Here is a 19273-nt window from a genome sequence, read left to right on the forward strand (position 1 = left end):
AAGAAATAATATCCATTAATTTAACACCTGTCAGGCACCTCTTAATTAAAATGTTAATTTACCATAATAACCTTTACCTTTTCCGTTAAGATTATACGTCCATTCTATACTCCACTCCCACATTCAACATAGGAAACTCTACCAAAAATAAAAAGGGGGATTCCCCCTTTTTATTTTTGGTATTTTACTCCAAGATACTCCACCGTTGCTTTTACAACCGCTTCGCCCCATGATTTCCAATCCGCAATCCATTCCTTATAATCTTTAGGATTATCGAGATATGCATATTCAATGAGTAGCGTTTCTGACCCATAATGTGGAATTGAATCATAGCTATTATTATGTTCAACTAATTCTGAAGACTGTGATAATGCCCCTCCTGTTTCACGAATAATGTATAAATAGTCAAGAGAATCATTAAGACAACCATATTTTTCTTCATAAGAAGATCCGCGGCAAACAAAATATTTTTTATATGACCCTTCTGAAGAACGAAATTCACTCTTTACCGAATCACGGGGATCTTGTCCCGCCTCCTTTAAGGCAGTAGAGACCCTTGAAGACCAATCATCGTCATTGATAACAGAACTATAAACCTCAAATCCTTCTAATGACTCATTAAAAGAATTCAAGTGATTAGAAATCATATATTTTGTCTGATAACGATAAACTTGCTCAACCCTTCCCTCGTCATAAAAAGGCGATTTTCCATAATCAGATTTACCAGGACCAGCAGGATCTACATCCTCAGTACGAGTTAACTTAACCTTCAGTCCATGATCCTCCAATCTTGAAGCTATATACTTAGACAGCTTAAGCGCCTCATTTGCCTCCGTTAATTCACCTGCAACCGTTCCGCCATCCAATCCCCCATGACCAGGATCAATTAAAATATCATACACATCTTCAGGAACTTCCTTCACTGAACGAACGATAAGATAGAGTAAGCCATTTTCTGATTTCAGCGTCACATGATTAGCTACACCATTTCTCAGAATACAGTACCACTGCTCGCTTAAGACTTCATCCGTGTATAAAGGAAGATCGTTTAACTTAACCACGTAATTTCCTTCCTTAAGATCCGACAATTCAATCGCTTTATTTCCACCCTCTAAGTAAGCCTCATCAACAATAATATTACGAGATGCATCAACTAGTTGATACGTTAAAATATCCGTTGTCCCTATATTGAGGTGTAAGGATTCTGCATAAAATTGATGATTTTTGTAATTCAGGTGGGGAAGTTCCTTATTAACTAAAATAAGGTTATCTGATTGAGGTAATAATTCGTAGCCATCTAAACCTTTGAATACCTGACTCCCTTTATTTACTTGAACAGGAATCGAGAGGATATGATTATTTATCTCCATTCTCATTCTTAAAGCTAACACGGGTGCCTGCACTAACTTCTCAATCGGTATTTCGACTTGAAGATTAACCTCTTCTCTATCCTCGCTCGTGATGGTAACATCACCCTCAATGACAGATTGGTTAATCACATCGATGATTTCATAACGAATCTCTTCGGAATCAAATTTCATCTCTTTAGTTTTCTTTAGCGCGTGACTAAATAATAAAACATGGTCCTTAATCTTTAAATCAGCAATTGATTGTTCTATCCTTTCATTATCGGCAAATGTACGAATCACGTCTTTTACCTTTTTAGAAAAGAACAGCCCCTTCCTCCTTGCCTGGAAGGTAATTTTATAATCGGTGTTAGGAGCCGACAAATCAACATCGAATCTTGTAGCCGTATTATCTAATACGTAGGACTTATCATTAATGTTGATTTGAATTTCCTTATAAGCATCTTTTTTCAACGGCTCCCAACTCAACGATAGTCGATACAAACTTTCCCCTTCCTTAGGATTAAGATCGTCCGTTAACGCTAAGGAAACATCAACCTTATCGGTTAATATCAGCTTTAATCCAAAACCGATACCGCTAAGAATAAGTAAACAGCTTAAGATAAATAGCGTAAATCTTACCTTATTAATTTTAATTTTCTTTTTTCTCTGACTGGGATAATAACTATAACTTCTATATTTCTTCTTCATTGCCATCTCTCTTTCAACATTACATTAAATATTCTTGCGGTTAATCGTCTTTCGTCTATACAACAAAAAATTTTATTTTCCTTAATAATGTCTCTAAAAAATAAAGCTATATTGTATCACGTATCTCCTAAAGTCGGTTGTTCTATCTCTAGGTTTACCATTAACATTAAATTTATCAAATAATTAATTGAGATACTGCTTCATGTTAAGATACCGCATTTTTAAACTATCATCGCATGACTTTTATCACATGCAAGTCCTTCAGTATTTTATCATAGGTCACGGGTAAATTAACTCTTTTACAAACTTTTTATAAAATTTTGTATACGTAAAACGCCTGCTCGCAACGTTTCAAAGTCACAACAATAAGATAAACGAACATATCCCGAATCATTTGGTTCAAAGGCCATACTAGGAACAATGGCTACTTGTTTACTTTTTAGTAAATTCATTGCGAACTCATATGAAGTTAACCCGTAATTACTTACGTCTATATAGAGATAAAAGGCTCCCTCCGGCAATACAACATGCTTAAAATACGGTTTTAACTGTTGGTAAACATAATTTCTATTTTTTTCGTAAAGTTGCTGAATGTTTTTCGTCAATTCTGGGTGATTTAATGCCTCAAGAGCCGCATATTGAGAAATAGTTGAAGCAGAAGCAACGAAGTTTTGATGAACAACGGCTACCGTATTGATAAACTCTTTTGGGCCTAATACGTACCCTATCCGCCATCCCGTCATCGCATATGACTTAGAGAAACCATTTAAAATAAATAAACGATCCCTTAATCGTGGATATTTTGAAAGCGAACAACATTTTTTCTGTTCAAACACGATTTCACGGTATATCTCATCACTAATCACAAAAATAGGTTTATCCTTTATACAGTTGTATATCACCTCATTTTCCTCTTCAGAAAATATTTTCCCCGTAGGATTACATGGAGAATTCACTAAAATAGCTTTCGTTTTTGCAGTAATTAACCTGCTTAATACCTCTTCCTTTACCTGCATATCATTTTCCACCATATCATATAAAACAACTTTTCCCCCATACATTTGAACATTCGTATTGTATAAAGTAAAGGATGGAGAAAAAATGATAACCTCATCGTCTTCCTCTAAAATTGTTTTAAAAACCGCACTAATAGGTTCAGAAACACCTGTTGTAATGATAATCTCTGAATATGGATCATAAATCTGGCCGTAATTATGCTTACAATACTCTGAAATTGCCATTCTTAACTCTATAATTCCATATTGATGAGAATAACCCAACGAAGATTCCATCATTTTATGATGTAACCCCTCTTGAATAACCTCATAGGTATGCCGAGATATATGGGGTTCCCCTAATGTAAAATCAATAACATCATTATATTTATCTGCTAACACTTTCATTTCCCGAATCAATGAAGGTTTTAGCATTGAAGCGTACCGATTAATTTTTAATTCCATTTGATCATCCCCCTAATTTTAAAATAATAAAAAGGCCATTTGTAAATAACAAATGACCCTCATATATTCCCCCTATTCATCAAAGTCTGGATCTACATTTAAATCGAAATAAAACTTTACACCTCGTGAGGTATTAACGACCCCGTAATGACTTTGGTGCATCTGCAAAATTTTACTCGTAATTAGTAGTCCTAGACCTGTTCCCCCACTGTCCCTATTTCTTGACTTTTCTAAACGATAAAAAGGTTCCCATATTCGATCCAATTCCTCTTCTGGAATAAAAATCCCCGTATTTTCAATTTCAAACTGAACCTTACTTCCAAAGCGTTTAAGACTTACATAAATGTGGTCACCATCAGGAGTATAACGAATAGCATTAGAATATAAATTTGTAACGACGGTCATAATCTTCGAAGAATCTGCCTCTACATATTCATCTTCCAAATCTAAATGAATATGTAATTTCTTCTCTCCCATTATATGCTTAACCTTATTATTTAAATGCTCAATTAACATTTTTAAATTGAAACTACTGTATTCTAAAATATCCTCCGGATTTTCCATCTTCATATAATTTAATGTATCTTGAACCATCACCGTCATCCGATTAACCTCTTCTATGATAGAGTTTAATTGTACCTTAACCTCGTCGGGAGACATTGAACGCGATTGAATTCGAGTAGCAATCCCCTTAATAATTGTAAGTGGAGTTTTTAATTCATGCGAAATTGTGGAAAAGAAAGTTGAACGCATTTGTTCAAATTCTCGCTCACGAGCAATATCATCTTTTAATCGTTCATTCGCTACTTGTAATTCAGTTAACGTCCTGTTTAAATTCTCACTCATAACATTAATATTTGTTGCTAACTCTCTTAGCTCATCATCTGAATTTACTTCACATTTTTCGCTAAAATCAATATTTGCAATATTAGTAGTAACCCGCTTCATATGCAATAAAGGTTTAGTAATATGTTCTGTTAACCAAATAGCAAAAATGAGTACCAAGATAGCTAAAATCATGAAGATAAAGATATAATAATTTGTAAAAACGGACAACATTTCACCTAAAACTTGTAAAGAATAGGAGATTTCAATAATCCATTCTTCTCCTTCCTTAAATTTAATTTTAGTATAGTAATGATACGTTGTCACATTTTTATCAGTCGTCGATTCGAAAAAGATATCATTATCCGTTAAATATTCTAAATTTAGCTGCGAGGTATTTGAACTATGTAATTTATATTTAATCAAATATTTATCTTCTATCCCGTTCATATAAGAAAAAAAGTCATTCGTGAAACGTTGAAAGTTCGGAACCTCATCTTTTATTTCATAAACCAAGCGATAAATTTGATTTTGTTTATAACCCGGATAAGCAAAATCATAAAAGTAGTATTGGGCAACAATATCTAAAAGAAGCGTCGTAAAAAACAAACCAAATAAAAGTAAAAAAATCTTTGTTGCTAAACGCAAGACTATATCACCTCAAACTTATACCCAACACCAAAGACAGTATGAATATATTTCGAATAGTCCCCCAATTTTTTACGAATTTTTTTTATATGCGTATCCACAACACGAGTATCACCAAAATAGTCGATTCCCCAAACCGCATCTAAAATTCGATCGCGATCTAACGCAATTCGGTGATTTTCAATTAAAAAAACTAATAAGTCAAATTCCTTAGGTCTAAAATCCATCAGTTCATTATCCACACGAACCGTCCTCGATAATTTATTAACGACCAGACCATCAAAAGCTAATTCATAAGTTTCTACTTCATCGTCTTCATTAATACGAGATAGCAATCGATGAACTTTTGCTAATAAAACCTGATTATCAAACGGCTTTGTGACGTAATCATCTACCTTTAAATCATAACCACGCACTTGATCTTCCACACTAGAACGTGCCGTTAACATAATGACAGGTACCTTAGAAACCAAACGAATCTCTTTTAAAACAGAAAACCCATCTTTCTCAGGCATCATAACATCTAATAAAACTAAGTCAAACTGTTGTGAATGAAATAACCGAAGTGCTTCTAACCCATCTTTTGCCTCAATCACCTCGTAATCATCCATTAAGCAGTCTACAAGAATCTCTCTAATCTTTAACTCATCCTCAGCCACTAAGACCTTATATTTTATACTCATCCTAACACTCTCCAATAGGAAAAAAATCTCTCTTTAAAATTTAACATAAATGGATACAATTTGTACACAAGAAAAACATAATTTTTTTATTATTATATATAGAGGTAACTTCGCCTTTATCGGGCCTTCCTAATAGGTAAATCCAATGATTATATTTTATAAGCCTTTGACTGAATCACTTACTCTAACCACTGTTCATCTTTCCTTGCTAAATAAATTCATAAAAAATGAGGAGGAACTACCATTCATCGAATTAATTATCAGAAAATTATTGTTGTTCTACTCACCTGTACATTAATTACCCTTATCTTTCTATTATACTCACTTCTTTCAGAATTACTTGTTTTTCCAGGTGAAACAAAAAAAAATCATATCTCGGACGAGAACCTTCAAACGACTATTCAACTTTCACACCCAATAAGTGATAAATGCGAACTAATCGTCACATCTAAAAATAACGATTATTTAAAACAACTAAATCAAACATATCCCGATTGTAAAATTATTAATAAATCTAAAATTTATGGATTCAACCTTATTCACCAATTACTTCTTTTGTTCGACAATTAAAAGGTATACACTCCCTTTGAGATTATCCTACATCCCATGACCCTTTTTCGTTGCCCTCTCTTCTTTCCCTTTGATCAAAAGACCATGCATCGACCATCGTAAAAAGGCACCCTAAAAGTTCAGGGTACCTTACCATACGTATTTGATTTATTTATTATTTTTCTGCAAGATTAGAAACTGATGCAGCAACTGAAACTAACTCCTCTGTCTCTAATGTTTCAGAAACTAAGAAGCACTCAACGCCTCCCTCAACCCATGTAATTGAGTTATCGCTTAATGCTCCAATTGTACCATTAATCATTACAGGTTGTCCTGAAACAGGTTCTACCCCTGTAGACTCATTATATGCAGCAGGTTCTTGAATCATTGTAAACTCTTGATCCCCGCTAAATGTCATAATCACGCGCTCTCCATCTTGAATATCGATAGCTTGCTTATTAACTAATGTTGTTCCTTCAGGTAAATAAGCAGGATAGAGTTCACTTTCTAAATTTGCTAAAGCTCCCTCTCCCATTGTTTCCTGTGAATATTCCATTGTTTTTTGGCAATCGAAATATCCATCTTTAAACTTTTTATCAAAATCAAATGATGAAAACTTCATTGAAATACGTGGCTCACCTTTAGAATCTAAAACATAAACTTCTGTTGGTGTTAATTCTTTTTTATCAAAAGTAATTTTTTGAGAGACTAAATCGCGATTTCCGTGATAATTCGCTTTAGTTTCGAATGTATATGCATCCTCTGTGGCCTCGAATTTAGCTTCTGCATCATTTAAAATATCCGTAATTAATGATTGGTATAAATAAACTTGTGAACTTGATAATGGCCAATCACTTTGGAATTTAAATTGTTTATTTAATGCAGGTGTTAAAACGAAAACTCCCTCATCATTTTTTAAAATAATTTGCTCATTGTTCGTTGTTTCATTTTTTAGTGTTACTTTGTACTTGTTATCTTTTTGATAAGCCACTTCTACGTTGTACTGATACACTTGTCCATTATTATCAACTTCCATTACCCCTGTTGCATAATAAGACTTAGCATCTTCTACGTTACTAGTTAATTTGTCAACAACATCTTGCTGCGACATTTCCCCACATGCAGTTAATAGCACTGTAAGTACTACTGTGAACATTAAACATAATTTCTTCATCGCTATCCACCTCTTTATTAAGTTCAATTTCAATTAATCCTATGAGGAAGCAACTGAATTTATGCTTTACTAAAAGAAAAACTTATCGATGAAGTAAACACTTACCTCTCCTATCCTAAAATAAAATAAGAATTATATCTTTATTACGCAAAATTTATTCCATTTTAGAAAAGGTTGCCCTTCAGACAACTAACATTGTCTAGAATCGTCATTAGTTGCCTGAAACGATTCCTATTTTAATTATTCCCAAACAACAAAAGCCACCGCATAATGATCACAATGACTTATACTAAGATGAACATTTTCTATTACTGGCTTTAATAAGTAGGGTTTCCCCGTCTCATCATTGACAATACTAAAATCTTGATATTTTTTCCCGTGGCAAAATGACCCTAATGCCTTATATAAGGCCTCTTTAACAGCCCATCTCCCTGCAATAAATTCATTTTTTCTCTTTTCACTAACAAATTGGGAATACAAAGTGACTTCTTCCTCACTTAAAATTTTATCAATAAATCGTTCCTTTTGCCGCACTTCACTTATTCTTTTAATCTCAATGATATCAGTACCAATTCCCTTCATAAAAAAACCTCCATTTCCTCTTTCCTTTATAATAAAAAAAATCTCTAGAAAAATCTAGAGATTTTTTTTTACATCATTCCCATACCGCTCATGTCAGGTGATGCCGGTGAAACTTGAGGTTTTTCAATTTCTACAACCGCTGCTTCAGCCGTTAAGAAAGAAGCAGAAATACTAGCTGCATTCTGTAATGCTGAGCGAGTCACCTTCGTTGGGTCAACAATACCGGTTTTAAACATATCTACAAACTCATCTGTCGCAGCATTATATCCATATCCGGCCTCTAACTCTTTCAATTTATGAATAATAATAGATCCTTCAATTCCCGCATTTTCAGCAATCTGACGAACTGGAGCCTCTAATGCCTTCAATACAATCTGAATTCCTGTTGCTTCATCACCTGATGCCTCAATTTTTGATACCTCATTATAAATATTCATGTAGGCTGTTCCACCACCTGCGACAATTCCTTCCTGAACTGCTGCACGAGTTGCATTAAGGGCATCTTCAATGCGTAATTTTCTTTCTTTAAGCTCCGTTTCCGTTGCGGCTCCAACCTTAATAACAGCCACACCACCGCTTAACTTCGCTAAACGCTCTAATAATTTTTCTTTATCAAACTCCGATGTTGTATTTTCAAGTTCTGCGCGAATTTGAGCAATTCTAGCATTAATGTCCATTTGTGAACCTGTTCCTTCAACAACGGTTGTATGATCTTTGGTTACAATCACTCGTCCAGCACGTCCGCACTGATCCAACGTTGTATTTTTTAATTCTAATCCTAATTCTTCTGTTACTAACTGTGCACCCGTTAAAATAGCAATATCTTCTAACATGCGTTTGCGACGATCACCAAAACCTGGAGCCTTAACAGCTACAACATTAAATGTTCCACGTAACTTATTAACAACTAATGCTGCCAATGCCTCATTTTCAATATCGTCTGCTACAATGACCATTGGACGTCCTGTTTGAACCAATTGTTCAAGAATAGGTAAAATATCCTGTAAAGTACCTACCTTAGAGTCGGTTACTAAAATATAGGGATTATCCAAAACGGCTTCCATTTTATCCGTATCAGTCACCATATAAGAAGATAAGTATCCGCGGTCAAACTGCATCCCCTCAACAATATCCATTGTCGTTTCAAAACCTTTTGACTCTTCAAGTGTAATAACACCATCATTTCCAACTCGCTCCATTGCCTCAGCAATCAGTTTACCGATTTCCTCATCTGCTGCTGAAATAGCTGCTACGTTAGCAATTGATTCTTTGCCTTCAATTGGTTTTGAATTAGCCTTTAATGCTTCTACCGCTACTTTCACGGCACGCTCAATTCCACGGCGAATCGTTATTGGATTGGCTCCAGCCACAATATTTTTATTTCCTTCCCTAATCATCGCCTGTGCTAAAACTGTCGCTGTTGTCGTTCCATCACCCGCAACATCATTTGTTCGACTTGCAACTTGAGCAACTAATCTAGCTCCCATATTTTCAAATTTATCCTCTAACTCAATTTCCTTAGCTATTGAGACACCATCATTAATAATTTGGGGCGTTCCAAACTTTTGTTCTAAAATAACATTTCGTCCCTTTGGTCCTAAAGTTACCTTCACCGTATCAGCTAACTTATCCACACCACGAATCATTGCACGGCGGGCATCTTCTGCAAATAAAATCTCTTTTGCCATACTATAAAATCCTCCCTTATATTAATATCTATTTATAACTTACTCAACAACCGCTAAAACATCATCCGATGATAAAATAACTAAATCTTTTCCTTGATGGGAAACTTTTGTTCCCGCAAATCCATTATAAATGACACGTTGTCCTACACTAACAGAAGGCGTCTTAAGCGTTCCATTCTCTAAACACTTTCCTTCCCCAACGGCCACGATAACACCCTCTGAGTGACTTGGCTTTGAAGTCTCTTTTGAAAGAATGATCCCACTTGCCGTTTTCTTCTCAAGCTCAACAATTTCGATAACAACATTATCGTTTAATGGTCTTAACATGTCTTTCCCTCCTCGTTTTTATCACTCTATTATAATGAGTGCTATTAAATAAATTATACAGAGATGAATAAATAATGGCAATAATTTTAAGAAAAAATCCTTTTTATTATTATCTACCTACTGATTAATATGCTTCTTAGATCTATTTATTCCAAATACATGGGAGAGCCTTTTATTTATGATAAAAAAAGACCAAGTGTGGCACTTGGTCCCTATTTTTTAAAAGGTTTAAAATCCGCCTTTATTTTTATGATAAATGATTCTCATTCCTTTAAATGCAAGATCTGGATCATAAACATCAATCATATCAGTTTCGTTATATATAATGCGCCCCAATCCCCCTGTGGCCACTACTTTGATATCCTTTCCAACTGCCTCTTTTACCTTCTTAATAATATATTCTGTTTGGCCAATGTAACCGTAAACCAAACCACCTTGCATACTAGTAATCGTATTACGGCACATAATCGTTTCTGGCTTCTTAATTTCAATCTCTGGTAATTTAGCTGCCTGCGTCCATAGCGCCTGTGCCGAAATTTCAATCCCTGGAGAAGTTACTCCAAATTCAAACTCCCCGTTCTCATTTACATAATCATAAGTTGTGGCAGTTCCAAAGTCAATAACAAGCGCAGGGCCTCCATAAATATAATAAGCAGCCGCAATATCTACAATACGATCCGCCCCAACTTCACGAGGATTTTCCGTTCTAACACTAATTCCAGTCTTAATTCCAGGCCCTACAATCATTGGTTCAATATTAAAATATTTACGAATAGCATTAGTTAATGAATGCATAATTTTAGGAACTACACTCGAAATTAAAACAGCCTCTACCGCTTGGGGATTAATATCCTTTGTTTGAAGAAAAGAAAATAACGTAATTCCAAACTCATCAGATGTTCTTTGTAATTTAGTTGTTAAACGAAATGTAGCAATTAAATCGTCTTTATCATATACCCCTAACGTAATGTTAGTATTTCCGACATCAATAACGATTAACATATTGTTCCCCTTTTCTTTATTAAAATCTTCAATAACTGTTCCATAATTTCATATCCGAGGGCTTCCTTAGACATCTTATTCAATTTCACGATTCCATCTCTTTGAATAAGCGTCACCACATTTGTATCCCCCTTAAAACCTGCAAATTCTTCATTTAATTGGTTGGCAACGATTAAATCCGCATTTTTACCTAACAATTTTTTAGTGGCGTTTTCTTCTAAATTTTCAGTTTCCATTGCAAATCCACATATCACTTGGCTATCTTTTTTTTCTTTCCCCATAGCTAATAAAATATCTTTGTTCATGACTAAATCAAGTGTCGTCTGTTGACTTTGTTTCTTTAACTTATGTGGATTCACAAAAGAGGCCCTATAATCAGAGACTGCGGCAGATTTAATTAAAATATCATACTGATCTTTTAATCCAGATACTTCCTGAAACATTTCATCTGCTGTTCTTACTTCGATAATCGTCATAAAAACAGGTTTTCTCAAAGAAGTAGGCCCCGTTATAAGCGTCACCTCAGCACCTAAATTACGTGCGGCTCTCGCTAAGGCGTACCCCATTTTACCACTAGAATGATTCGTTATAAATCGTACAGGATCAATATCCTCCTGTGTAGGCCCGGCCGTCACAACAACCTTAATCCCAGCTAAAGGCTTATCCTTAATCAATAAACACTCAATGGCATCCTCAATATCTTCAATTTCTGCCAGGCGACCTTTTCCGACATCTCCACAAGCTAAGTAACCACTAGCAGATTCAATAATAGTCATCCCAAATTCCCTACATTGCTGGATATTACGTTGAGTAATTGGGTTATTCAACATCCCTGTATTCATTGCCGGAGCAATTAATTTAGGACAATTGGCAGCTAAAAAAGTTGTTGTTAACATATCATCAGCAATTCCATGGGCAATCTTCGCAATACAATTGGCTGATGCAGGTGCTAAGACAAATACATCCGCACGTTTAGCCAATGAAACGTGGTTAACGTCATACTGAAAATTTCGATCAAATGTTCCTACTGATACCCGATTATGCGTTAACGTTTCAAACGTCATCGGAGTAATAAACTCCGTTGCATTTTTTGTCATAATCACATGGACATCATAGCCCTTTTTATATAAATTACTCGCTAACTGTGCAGTCTTATAAGCGGCAATCCCCCCACAGATTCCAATGACTACTGTTTTTTTTTCCATTTACATCACCTTCTTAGTTATAGGTTCTAAAACCTTAGTTAGTGGTGCCACGATAACCACCGCTAAAATAGCTTCTAATAAACTATTTGTTGTAATAACACCTAATAATAAACCAAACAATGCTGAAACTTCAACACCCTTTGCCGACGCATAGCTTGGGCCAAAAAATACATAAATCATGCCTAATACTAAAATAGAATGAATAATTGTGCACACTAATGCCGTAAAACTACTTCCGATAACGGATAATTTATTGCCCTTATGTTTAAATAATTGATAGATTATCGCAGCTAAAACACCCAGTAATACGCGCGGCACAATCGCAATCACAAGACTCCAAAAATTTCCGCTATAATCGCCCAATGAATAAAAAGGAGTAAACACAAAAGACGTAATCGTAGGCGTCAATGTATTAATAACGACACTACTTACCCCAAAAACTAAACCTGTTATAGCCCCACCTTTTATGCCTAACAAAATTCCAGCTAAAATAACAGGAATATGCATCGTTGTAGCACGTACAAGTCCTAAAGGAATATACCCAAGCGGGGTTAACATTAAAATAACCTGGATACTGCAAAACATAGTTACTAAAATTAAAAACTTCATTCTCTTTCTTGCCTGATTCATCTTATCTTCTCCTCCACTGTCGCTCTCCTTTAGATGCAACGTCTCGAATAATCGTATGAAAAACGTTAGCTTCTTCTTAATTGATGTCAAAATAATCACCATTAACAACCGCTAACATTCTCATCGCCCACAATTATACCTATTTTTATGAATAATAGCAACAATTTACCATTATAGAAAAAATCTATTCTCATATGAGAATAGATTTTTCATTCGACTTATTTTTTTAGCTGTTCGCGTTGAAAAACATAAAAGAATAACGTTTCTAACTCCATATTTAAATCAACTTCATGAACAAGGATATCCTCACTCACATTAATAACAGTTGAAGAAAGATTCAGAATTCCTTTAATACCTAATCCCTCTAATGAAGTCGCTACTTTTTGAGCAACAAATGGTGGAACCGCTAAAATCACATAGGTTACATGATTCTCTTCAATGTATGAAGATAAATTATCTAAATGATAGATCGGCAACTCCCCAATATGCTGACCCACTAAACTTTCATCTATATCAAATCCTGCGACTAAATTAACAGGTGTTCTAAATAATCGTCTTTTAAACTTATCCGAACTAAAATACTTTACTAAAGCGCGCCCTAAGTTTCCAACCCCAATCAAAATACAACGTTGCGCGTCACCTGGTTTCAATAAATTATTAAATGCCTCTAATACCACACGTACTTCGTATCCATAACCTTGGCGACCTAATTCACCTAAATATGAAAAATCACGTCGGATAGTTGCAGAATCAATCCCTATTTTTTGACTTAACTCTCCCGATTGAATTCGTCTCACTCTCATCTCATCGAGTTCTACGAAACAACGACGATAAAGTGCTAATCGTTTAAGTGTTGCGTTTGGTATATTTGATAGCATACAAAACCTCCTTTATCATATTTAAATAATAACATGAAAACAAATCATTGTGAATAGTATCCACAAATAAAACATCTATATGTTAAATTTTAAAGATTATTTGAGGCACTCCGTTGCCTATCTCTGATTTAAGCATTATACTTAAGATATTATCTTAAATGAGTGAATCTTCTAAGAAGTTAGTAAAGGAGAAACAAAATGATTTTATTACAAACAAGTAAACTAACTAAACTTTATTCGGGGACCCCAATTCTTGAAAATGTTCAATTTGAGGTAAAAAAGGGGGAACGCATTGCCGTTGTTGGGCGTAACGGGGCAGGAAAGTCTACCTTACTAAAAATGATTGCAGATGAAATTGACTATGATAGTGGGGAAATCCATAAGCCGCAAAGCGTCATCCTCGGATATTTTGCGCAATCTAGCCATATCAATTCAAATGATACCATTTATAATGAAATGTTAAAGGTTTTCCAAAAAACAATTATGCTTAAAGGTCAATTAGAAGCACTAAGTTTAAAAATGGCTGAAGAAGATCCAACGAGCAAGAACTATCTAAAAATTATTGATCAATATCAACAATTAAACCATCAATTTGAATTAATGAGTGGGTATACTTATGAATCAGAAATTAATAATATTTTAAATCGTTTTAAATTTAACGAAATCGGATTCGACCAAAAAATTTCTAACCTCAGTGGAGGACAAAAAACGAGATTAGCACTCGCTAAATTATTACTTCAAAAACCTGATCTTTTAATTCTCGATGAACCAACCAACCATTTAGATATTGATACCATTGAATGGCTTGAAGGTTATTTAAAAAAATACCCAGGTGCTGTTGTTATTGTTTCCCATGATAGATACTTCCTTGACCAGATAGCCACAACCGTCTATGAAATTGAGTACCGTAAATGTACAAAGTATAAGGGGAATTACTCAGACTATATGGATCAAAAGGCCATTTCCTACGCTGCCTTAATGAAACAATATGAAAAGCAACAAAAAGAAATCTCGAAGATGGAAGACTTTATTAGCCGAAATATAGTTCGTGCCTCAACAACTAAAAGAGCTCAATCGCGTAGAAAGCTCCTAGATAAAATGGAACGAATCGAAATGCCTAAATTAAATGATAAGTCTATAGGGATTACCTTTGAAATCGATCGTCGTAGTGGAAACGATGTTCTCAAGGTAGAAAATGTAGCCGTTGGATATGATGATAATAAGCCAATCTCAGATCATTTGGATTTCCATATCAATCGCCTTGAACGCGTGGCTCTCATCGGACCCAATGGAATTGGAAAATCTACAATCTTAAAAACAATCGCCGGGGATCTTCCACCACTAGAAGGTGATATTTTCTACGGAAAAAGCCTTGATATGGGATACTTTGATCAAGAGCAGGCTAATTTAACCTCAAATAATACAGTACTAAATGAGGTTTGGAACGTTTTCCCGAATAGACTAGAAAAAGATATTCGAACTCTACTTGGAAACTTTTTATTCACCGGTGATGATGTATTTAAAACAGTGCACCAACTCTCGGGTGGAGAAAAAGTCCGTCTTACCCTATGTAAACTCATGCTCCAAAGAAATAACTTCTTACTTTTAGATGAGCCAACTAACCACCTTGATATCGATAGCAAAGAAATGTTAGAACTTTCCCTCGAAGATTATGAAGGTACACTCTTTTTCATTTCACATGATCGTTACTTTATCGATAAAATTGCTACACGTATTTTAGAAGTAACGCCACATGGGGTCGTCTCTTATCTAGGAAACTATTCTGACTATATCGAAAAGAAACGTCTGATTAATGAACAAATGGCGTCTCAACAAAATGAAATGGCGAACAGTTCAACAAATAGCATTACCGACTATCAAAAACAAAAGGAACAACGACGATTAGAACAACAACGTAAACGACAATTAGAAGACATTGAAAATAAAATAAATGCGTATGAAGAAGAACTGGCTTACAAAAAGGCTGAGCTCTTCCAAGAAGAAGTTTACTTAGATTCGCAAAAATCGGCTCTAGTCCAATCTCGTATTGAAGAATTGGAGGAACTTCTTTTAGAAGCTATGGACACCTGGGAATCACTAGCACAAATAGATTAATAAAAACTCTATCTCATATGAGATAGAGTTTTTTCATATAATGAATCATCTTATCTACAGGAGGACAGGCATGGAAGCTAAAGAAATAACTATTCACAAGAAGGCATTTTTAACTTATCAACAATGGAGTCAATGGAAAAATGATAATCATTGTCAGACAATCTCTCCTGATTTTGATTGTGTCATTCAATCTGGGGATAACCCTGAAAATTCGACATCATACTTACTTAAAAGTATAGAAAATCAAATACAAGGTATACTTCAACTTGATCGCTCAAATCAAGATAACCGCTGTCTTCGTTTAGAATTCGAACTCGATTTAGAACATTCCTACATAGAAATGAAGAGGGTCTTAACACGACTAATCACCCAACTATTTGAAGAGGACATTCATCGAATCGAAATTGAGACTCCCCTCTTAAAACCTATACACCATCAATTTTTAACGGAAATAGGATTTAGGCATGAAGGCATTCGGCAACAAGCATTTTACAACAAAGGGTCATATGAAGATATACATCTATATGGACAAATAAAAAAAGAACCAAGCAGACAGTTACAGGACTACCTCGATTATGCACTTCCACATTATCACAATCCTGAATCGCTTTACTCTATCATAAACCATCTTGGATTTTTTAATCCCGAGCAGTTAAATACTTCAAAATTATACTTTCTAGCAACATTCTGTGGATTACTTGAAAAACTACAAACTAATAGTAAGTTTATTCATGAAACCCTAATTAAATTAAACGATCTAAATTGGTCTGCTAAAGAAATTAACGAGGCATTACATAGCTTAGCTCGACAGTTATCCACACCTCTTACAGAGGAAGAAAAAATAATCCATGATCTTTATTATATTGAACAGATTAGCGCCTCTACTCTCATGAAAGTCATTTCAACAGAAGGATTAAATTCTAGTCTCATTCATAAAATAATAGAGGGCGATTTTCAATTTTTCACTTCCATAGGAAAACAAATGGGGTTAGAAAGATTAGAATATACGCAAAAAATAATTGCTCAATTATAGTGTTTCTCCTTATTGATAAATATAGCTCAATGGGGATGAGATCGTCATGATTTATAAGATGACTTAATTAATAGAGCTAACTATTAAACGAATCAACTCTATATAAAGAAAAGGCCCCTTCATCTTTTATTACCTACTTTGGGTACTAATCATTAGGCGGTAGAGATGTCAGACAATCATCTTGATCAAAATCTTAGACGATGTCTTTTATATAAAAAAACGAACCAATGTCGTCCGTTTTTTTATTCCTTTAAATAGATTTTAATTCCATACCTGATTGCCCATTCATCTCCATATTACTACGATGACCTCTTAAATAAGCCTGTGTTCCAGCGGCTCCAATCATTGCAGCATTATCGGTACACAACGAAAGCGGTGGAATTGTTAGTTTGAATTGCCCCTGTGCCTTAACCGCATTTTCAAGTGCGTGTCGCAATCCTTTGTTTGCCGAAACACCACCGGCTACAATAATTTGTTTAACATGAAACTCTTTTGCCGCACGCATCGTTTTCTCAACTAAAACTTCTACCACACTCGCTTGGAAACTTGCCGCTAAGTTTTCAGGTATAATCTCCTCGCCCCTTTGCTTAGCATTATGCACCGTATTGATTACTGCTGACTTCAGTCCGGAAAAACTAAAATCATACGAATCCTTATCCAGCCAAACCCGTGGTAATTTATAAGTGTCTTCCCCTAAAGCAGCTAAGCGGTCAATATGCGGACCTCCCGGATACGGTAATTTTAAAGTGCGCGCAACCTTATCATAGGCTTCCCCTACAGCATCATCTAACGTCTCACCAATAACCTTAAACTGATAATGGTCTTCCATATAAACTAATTCCGTATGTCCCCCCGAAACAACCAATGCAAGTAAAGGAAATTGAAGAGTTTCTACAAGTTGATTAGCATAAATATGCCCGGCAATGTGATGTACCCCCACAAGTGGAATATCATGTGCAAAGGCAAGTGCTTTAGCAGCATTAATCCCAATAAGTAATGAACCAATTAATCCCGGCCCCTCTGTTACCGTGATAGCGTCTATATCTTTCCAATCTATATTAGCCTTTAATAAAGCTTCTTCAAATACCATCGTTACATTCTCAACGTGATGGCGGCTTGCCACCTCTGGCACCACCCCCCCGAAACGTTTATGACTTTCAATTTGTGAAGAAACAACATTCGACAATATCTCAATACCATTTTTAATAACGGCCACACTTGTTTCATCACAACTACTTTCAACAGCTAATACTATAATATCCTTGTCCATGACCATCACCTACTTCTAATTAATTTTACGAGTCATTAATACGGCATCTTCAGAATCCGCATAATAATTTTTACGAATCCCTGCTGAAAGGAATCCACACTGTTCATATAAATGAATAGCTACATAATTACTACGTCGAACCTCTAACGTCATATTTTCTCCTCCATTTTCAAAGGCATCCAGAATAAAACGTTCCACAAGCAGTTTACCATAACCTAGTGAGCGATACCGTGGGTCAATCGCGACGTAAAATAAATCTGCCATTTCAAAAATAATTTGCCCAACCAAATAGCCCACAATCGTACAATCTACTTCAATGACAATACCATAATAAAAGTCTTGCTGCACCGCATAATCGATAAAGTTAAAGGCCTGGGAAAATAAATTCTCATGTAATAATGAGACCTCTGGAATATCCTCTACTGTCATTAATCTAATTAACATAACCATCTATTCCTTTATTTTTTGCTCCGCTAACCAATTAACCTCAGCTTCTGGTAAGCGATGATACGTCGGGCAAAAGTGATGGATATCATTAACAGGTTTCCTATTCACAGCAATTTGAGCTAATATCGAAGCATGCGGAATATTTAAATCGGCATCTTCTACCTTAATCGCCTTATTTCCTAAAGTTTGTGTAATTACTTCCCAATACTTAACAACATCATTACCTAGGAAATATATTTTTTTATCCTTTTTCGATAAAATTTCTAGTAACTGAGATAAATCATAGTGACCATCGGCAATTACTGATTCATATGTTTTCCCATCATAGACTCCCGCAAAAACTGATTGGCGGCGCGCGTCAAATAAAGGGACTACATAGCCCTCTTCATAGAGATTACGAGCTAATATCTCTAAACTTGAAACTCCAACTAATGGTTTCTTTAACGTCCACGCCAATGTTTTAGCAACAGTAACACCTATCCTTACTCCCGTATAAGATCCTGGTCCCTTTGCAACCGAAATTAAATCTAAATCTTTAGGAAAACGTTGAGTTTGTTTAAACATACGATCAATTGCAGGCATTAAGCGTCTTGAGTGATCATTTTTAGTTGTCTCAATGATCTCATATAATATTTGATTATCTTCTACTAAGGCAATTGATAAAGTAGTATTGGACGTATCAATAGCGATTGTTAACATA

At 35.1% G+C, this 19273-nt stretch carries 17 protein-coding genes; 2 read left to right on the forward strand and 15 right to left on the reverse strand.

The genetic code is table 11. The features are described from left to right. Positions 1–170 precede the first annotated feature (170 nt). The 12 genes from AC6I0I_RS09970 to AC6I0I_RS10025 all read right to left on the reverse strand — a co-directional run bounded on the left by AC6I0I_RS09970 (position 171) and on the right by AC6I0I_RS10025 (position 13708). Positions 171–2057, reverse strand: coding sequence for an N-acetylmuramoyl-L-alanine amidase family protein (locus tag AC6I0I_RS09970; protein ID WP_262953922.1), 1887 nt, complete (start codon positions 2055–2057; stop codon positions 171–173). 299 nt (positions 2058–2356) lie between these two features. After that, positions 2357–3517, reverse strand: a complete 1161-nt coding sequence (locus AC6I0I_RS09975) for a pyridoxal phosphate-dependent aminotransferase (protein WP_161832299.1) — start codon at positions 3515–3517, stop codon at positions 2357–2359. A 72-nt stretch (positions 3518–3589) separates the two neighbouring features. Further along, on the reverse strand, positions 3590–4990 hold the full coding sequence (locus AC6I0I_RS09980) for a sensor histidine kinase (protein WP_262953923.1): 1401 nt from the start codon (positions 4988–4990) through the stop codon (positions 3590–3592). Between the two features lie 2 nt (positions 4991–4992). Beyond that, on the reverse strand, positions 4993–5673 hold the full coding sequence (locus tag AC6I0I_RS09985; RefSeq protein ID WP_161832301.1) for a response regulator transcription factor: 681 nt from the start codon (positions 5671–5673) through the stop codon (positions 4993–4995). A 724-nt stretch (positions 5674–6397) separates the two neighbouring features. Further along, the gene (locus tag AC6I0I_RS09990) at positions 6398–7396 is read right to left on the reverse strand and encodes a LolA family protein (RefSeq protein WP_161832302.1); all 999 of its coding nucleotides are present in this window, start codon (positions 7394–7396) and stop codon (positions 6398–6400) included. A gap of 240 nt (positions 7397–7636) precedes the next feature. Continuing rightward, the gene (acpS, locus tag AC6I0I_RS09995; protein WP_161832303.1) at positions 7637–7978 is read right to left on the reverse strand and encodes a holo-ACP synthase; all 342 of its coding nucleotides are present in this window, start codon (positions 7976–7978) and stop codon (positions 7637–7639) included. A gap of 68 nt (positions 7979–8046) precedes the next feature. Beyond that, entirely contained in the window at positions 8047–9666 is a 1620-nt protein-coding gene (groL, locus tag AC6I0I_RS10000) for a chaperonin GroEL (protein WP_161832304.1), read from the reverse strand. A gap of 39 nt (positions 9667–9705) precedes the next feature. After that, complete coding sequence (locus AC6I0I_RS10005) at positions 9706–9993, reverse strand: co-chaperone GroES (protein ID WP_161832305.1); 288 nt, start codon at positions 9991–9993, stop codon at positions 9706–9708. 228 nt (positions 9994–10221) lie between these two features. Next, positions 10222–10995, reverse strand: coding sequence for a type III pantothenate kinase (locus tag AC6I0I_RS10010; protein ID WP_161832306.1), 774 nt, complete (start codon positions 10993–10995; stop codon positions 10222–10224). After that, positions 10989–12200: a bifunctional phosphopantothenoylcysteine decarboxylase/phosphopantothenate--cysteine ligase CoaBC gene (gene coaBC / locus AC6I0I_RS10015; protein ID WP_262953924.1), complete on the reverse strand. Its 1212-nt coding sequence runs from the start codon at positions 12198–12200 to the stop codon at positions 10989–10991. Before coaBC ends, AC6I0I_RS10010 begins: the two co-directional genes overlap by 7 nt. Further along, entirely contained in the window at positions 12201–12830 is a 630-nt protein-coding gene (locus AC6I0I_RS10020) for an ECF transporter S component (RefSeq protein WP_161832308.1), read from the reverse strand. It lies immediately after the preceding gene. Positions 12831–13048: 218 nt separating this feature from the next. Next, a complete protein-coding gene (locus tag AC6I0I_RS10025) occupies positions 13049–13708 on the reverse strand; it encodes a redox-sensing transcriptional repressor Rex (protein ID WP_262953925.1) in 660 nt (219 codons plus the stop codon). A gap of 198 nt (positions 13709–13906) precedes the next feature. Here AC6I0I_RS10025 and AC6I0I_RS10030 point away from each other — a divergent pair, with 198 nt between their 5' ends. Both AC6I0I_RS10030 and AC6I0I_RS10035 read left to right on the forward strand, forming a co-directional pair. Next, on the forward strand, positions 13907–15823 hold the full coding sequence (locus AC6I0I_RS10030) for an ABC-F family ATP-binding cassette domain-containing protein (protein ID WP_262953926.1): 1917 nt from the start codon (positions 13907–13909) through the stop codon (positions 15821–15823). A gap of 70 nt (positions 15824–15893) precedes the next feature. Continuing rightward, entirely contained in the window at positions 15894–16856 is a 963-nt protein-coding gene (locus AC6I0I_RS10035) for a GNAT family N-acetyltransferase (RefSeq protein ID WP_262953927.1), read from the forward strand. A gap of 250 nt (positions 16857–17106) precedes the next feature. Here AC6I0I_RS10035 and tsaD read toward each other — a convergent pair whose 3' ends face one another. The 3 genes from tsaD to tsaB are packed head-to-tail and all read right to left on the reverse strand — an operon-like array spanning position 17107 to position 19272. Beyond that, the gene (gene tsaD / locus AC6I0I_RS10040) at positions 17107–18126 is read right to left on the reverse strand and encodes a tRNA (adenosine(37)-N6)-threonylcarbamoyltransferase complex transferase subunit TsaD (RefSeq protein WP_262953928.1); all 1020 of its coding nucleotides are present in this window, start codon (positions 18124–18126) and stop codon (positions 17107–17109) included. A 15-nt stretch (positions 18127–18141) separates the two neighbouring features. Then, positions 18142–18570 carry a ribosomal protein S18-alanine N-acetyltransferase gene (rimI, locus tag AC6I0I_RS10045; protein ID WP_262953929.1) on the reverse strand — a complete coding sequence of 143 codons (429 nt, stop codon included), beginning with the start codon at positions 18568–18570 and terminating at the stop codon, positions 18142–18144. A gap of 6 nt (positions 18571–18576) precedes the next feature. Further along, complete coding sequence (gene tsaB / locus AC6I0I_RS10050; RefSeq protein ID WP_161832314.1) at positions 18577–19272, reverse strand: tRNA (adenosine(37)-N6)-threonylcarbamoyltransferase complex dimerization subunit type 1 TsaB; 696 nt, start codon at positions 19270–19272, stop codon at positions 18577–18579. Position 19273: the final 1 nt, after the last annotated feature.

The sequence above is a fragment of the Turicibacter sp. St.80E1 genome (assembly GCF_059728495.1).

What these genes read in the sequence shown, in the direction of transcription:
- AC6I0I_RS10020 (WP_161832308.1), bottom strand. Translation starts at nt 12,830, where the DNA reads ATGAATCAGGCAAGAAAGAGAATGAAGTTTTTAATTTTAGTAACTATG.
- AC6I0I_RS10025 (WP_262953925.1), bottom strand. Translation starts at nt 13,708, where the DNA reads ATGCTATCAAATATACCAAACGCAACACTTAAACGATTAGCACTTTAT.
- tsaD (WP_262953928.1), bottom strand. Translation starts at nt 18,126, where the DNA reads ATGGACAAGGATATTATAGTATTAGCTGTTGAAAGTAGTTGTGATGAA.
- AC6I0I_RS10030 (WP_262953926.1), top strand. Translation starts at nt 13,907, where the DNA reads ATGATTTTATTACAAACAAGTAAACTAACTAAACTTTATTCGGGGACC.
- groL (WP_161832304.1), bottom strand. Translation starts at nt 9,666, where the DNA reads ATGGCAAAAGAGATTTTATTTGCAGAAGATGCCCGCCGTGCAATGATT.
- AC6I0I_RS09970 (WP_262953922.1), bottom strand. Translation starts at nt 2,057, where the DNA reads ATGAAGAAGAAATATAGAAGTTATAGTTATTATCCCAGTCAGAGAAAA.
- AC6I0I_RS10035 (WP_262953927.1), top strand. Translation starts at nt 15,894, where the DNA reads ATGGAAGCTAAAGAAATAACTATTCACAAGAAGGCATTTTTAACTTAT.
- AC6I0I_RS09985 (WP_161832301.1), bottom strand. Translation starts at nt 5,673, where the DNA reads ATGAGTATAAAATATAAGGTCTTAGTGGCTGAGGATGAGTTAAAGATT.
- AC6I0I_RS09975 (WP_161832299.1), bottom strand. Translation starts at nt 3,517, where the DNA reads ATGGAATTAAAAATTAATCGGTACGCTTCAATGCTAAAACCTTCATTG.
- AC6I0I_RS10010 (WP_161832306.1), bottom strand. Translation starts at nt 10,995, where the DNA reads ATGTTAATCGTTATTGATGTCGGAAATACTAACATTACGTTAGGGGTA.
- AC6I0I_RS10005 (WP_161832305.1), bottom strand. Translation starts at nt 9,993, where the DNA reads ATGTTAAGACCATTAAACGATAATGTTGTTATCGAAATTGTTGAGCTT.
- tsaB (WP_161832314.1), bottom strand. Translation starts at nt 19,272, where the DNA reads ATGTTAACAATCGCTATTGATACGTCCAATACTACTTTATCAATTGCC.
- AC6I0I_RS09990 (WP_161832302.1), bottom strand. Translation starts at nt 7,396, where the DNA reads ATGAAGAAATTATGTTTAATGTTCACAGTAGTACTTACAGTGCTATTA.
- acpS (WP_161832303.1), bottom strand. Translation starts at nt 7,978, where the DNA reads ATGAAGGGAATTGGTACTGATATCATTGAGATTAAAAGAATAAGTGAA.
- coaBC (WP_262953924.1), bottom strand. Translation starts at nt 12,200, where the DNA reads ATGGAAAAAAAAACAGTAGTCATTGGAATCTGTGGGGGGATTGCCGCT.
- rimI (WP_262953929.1), bottom strand. Translation starts at nt 18,570, where the DNA reads ATGTTAATTAGATTAATGACAGTAGAGGATATTCCAGAGGTCTCATTA.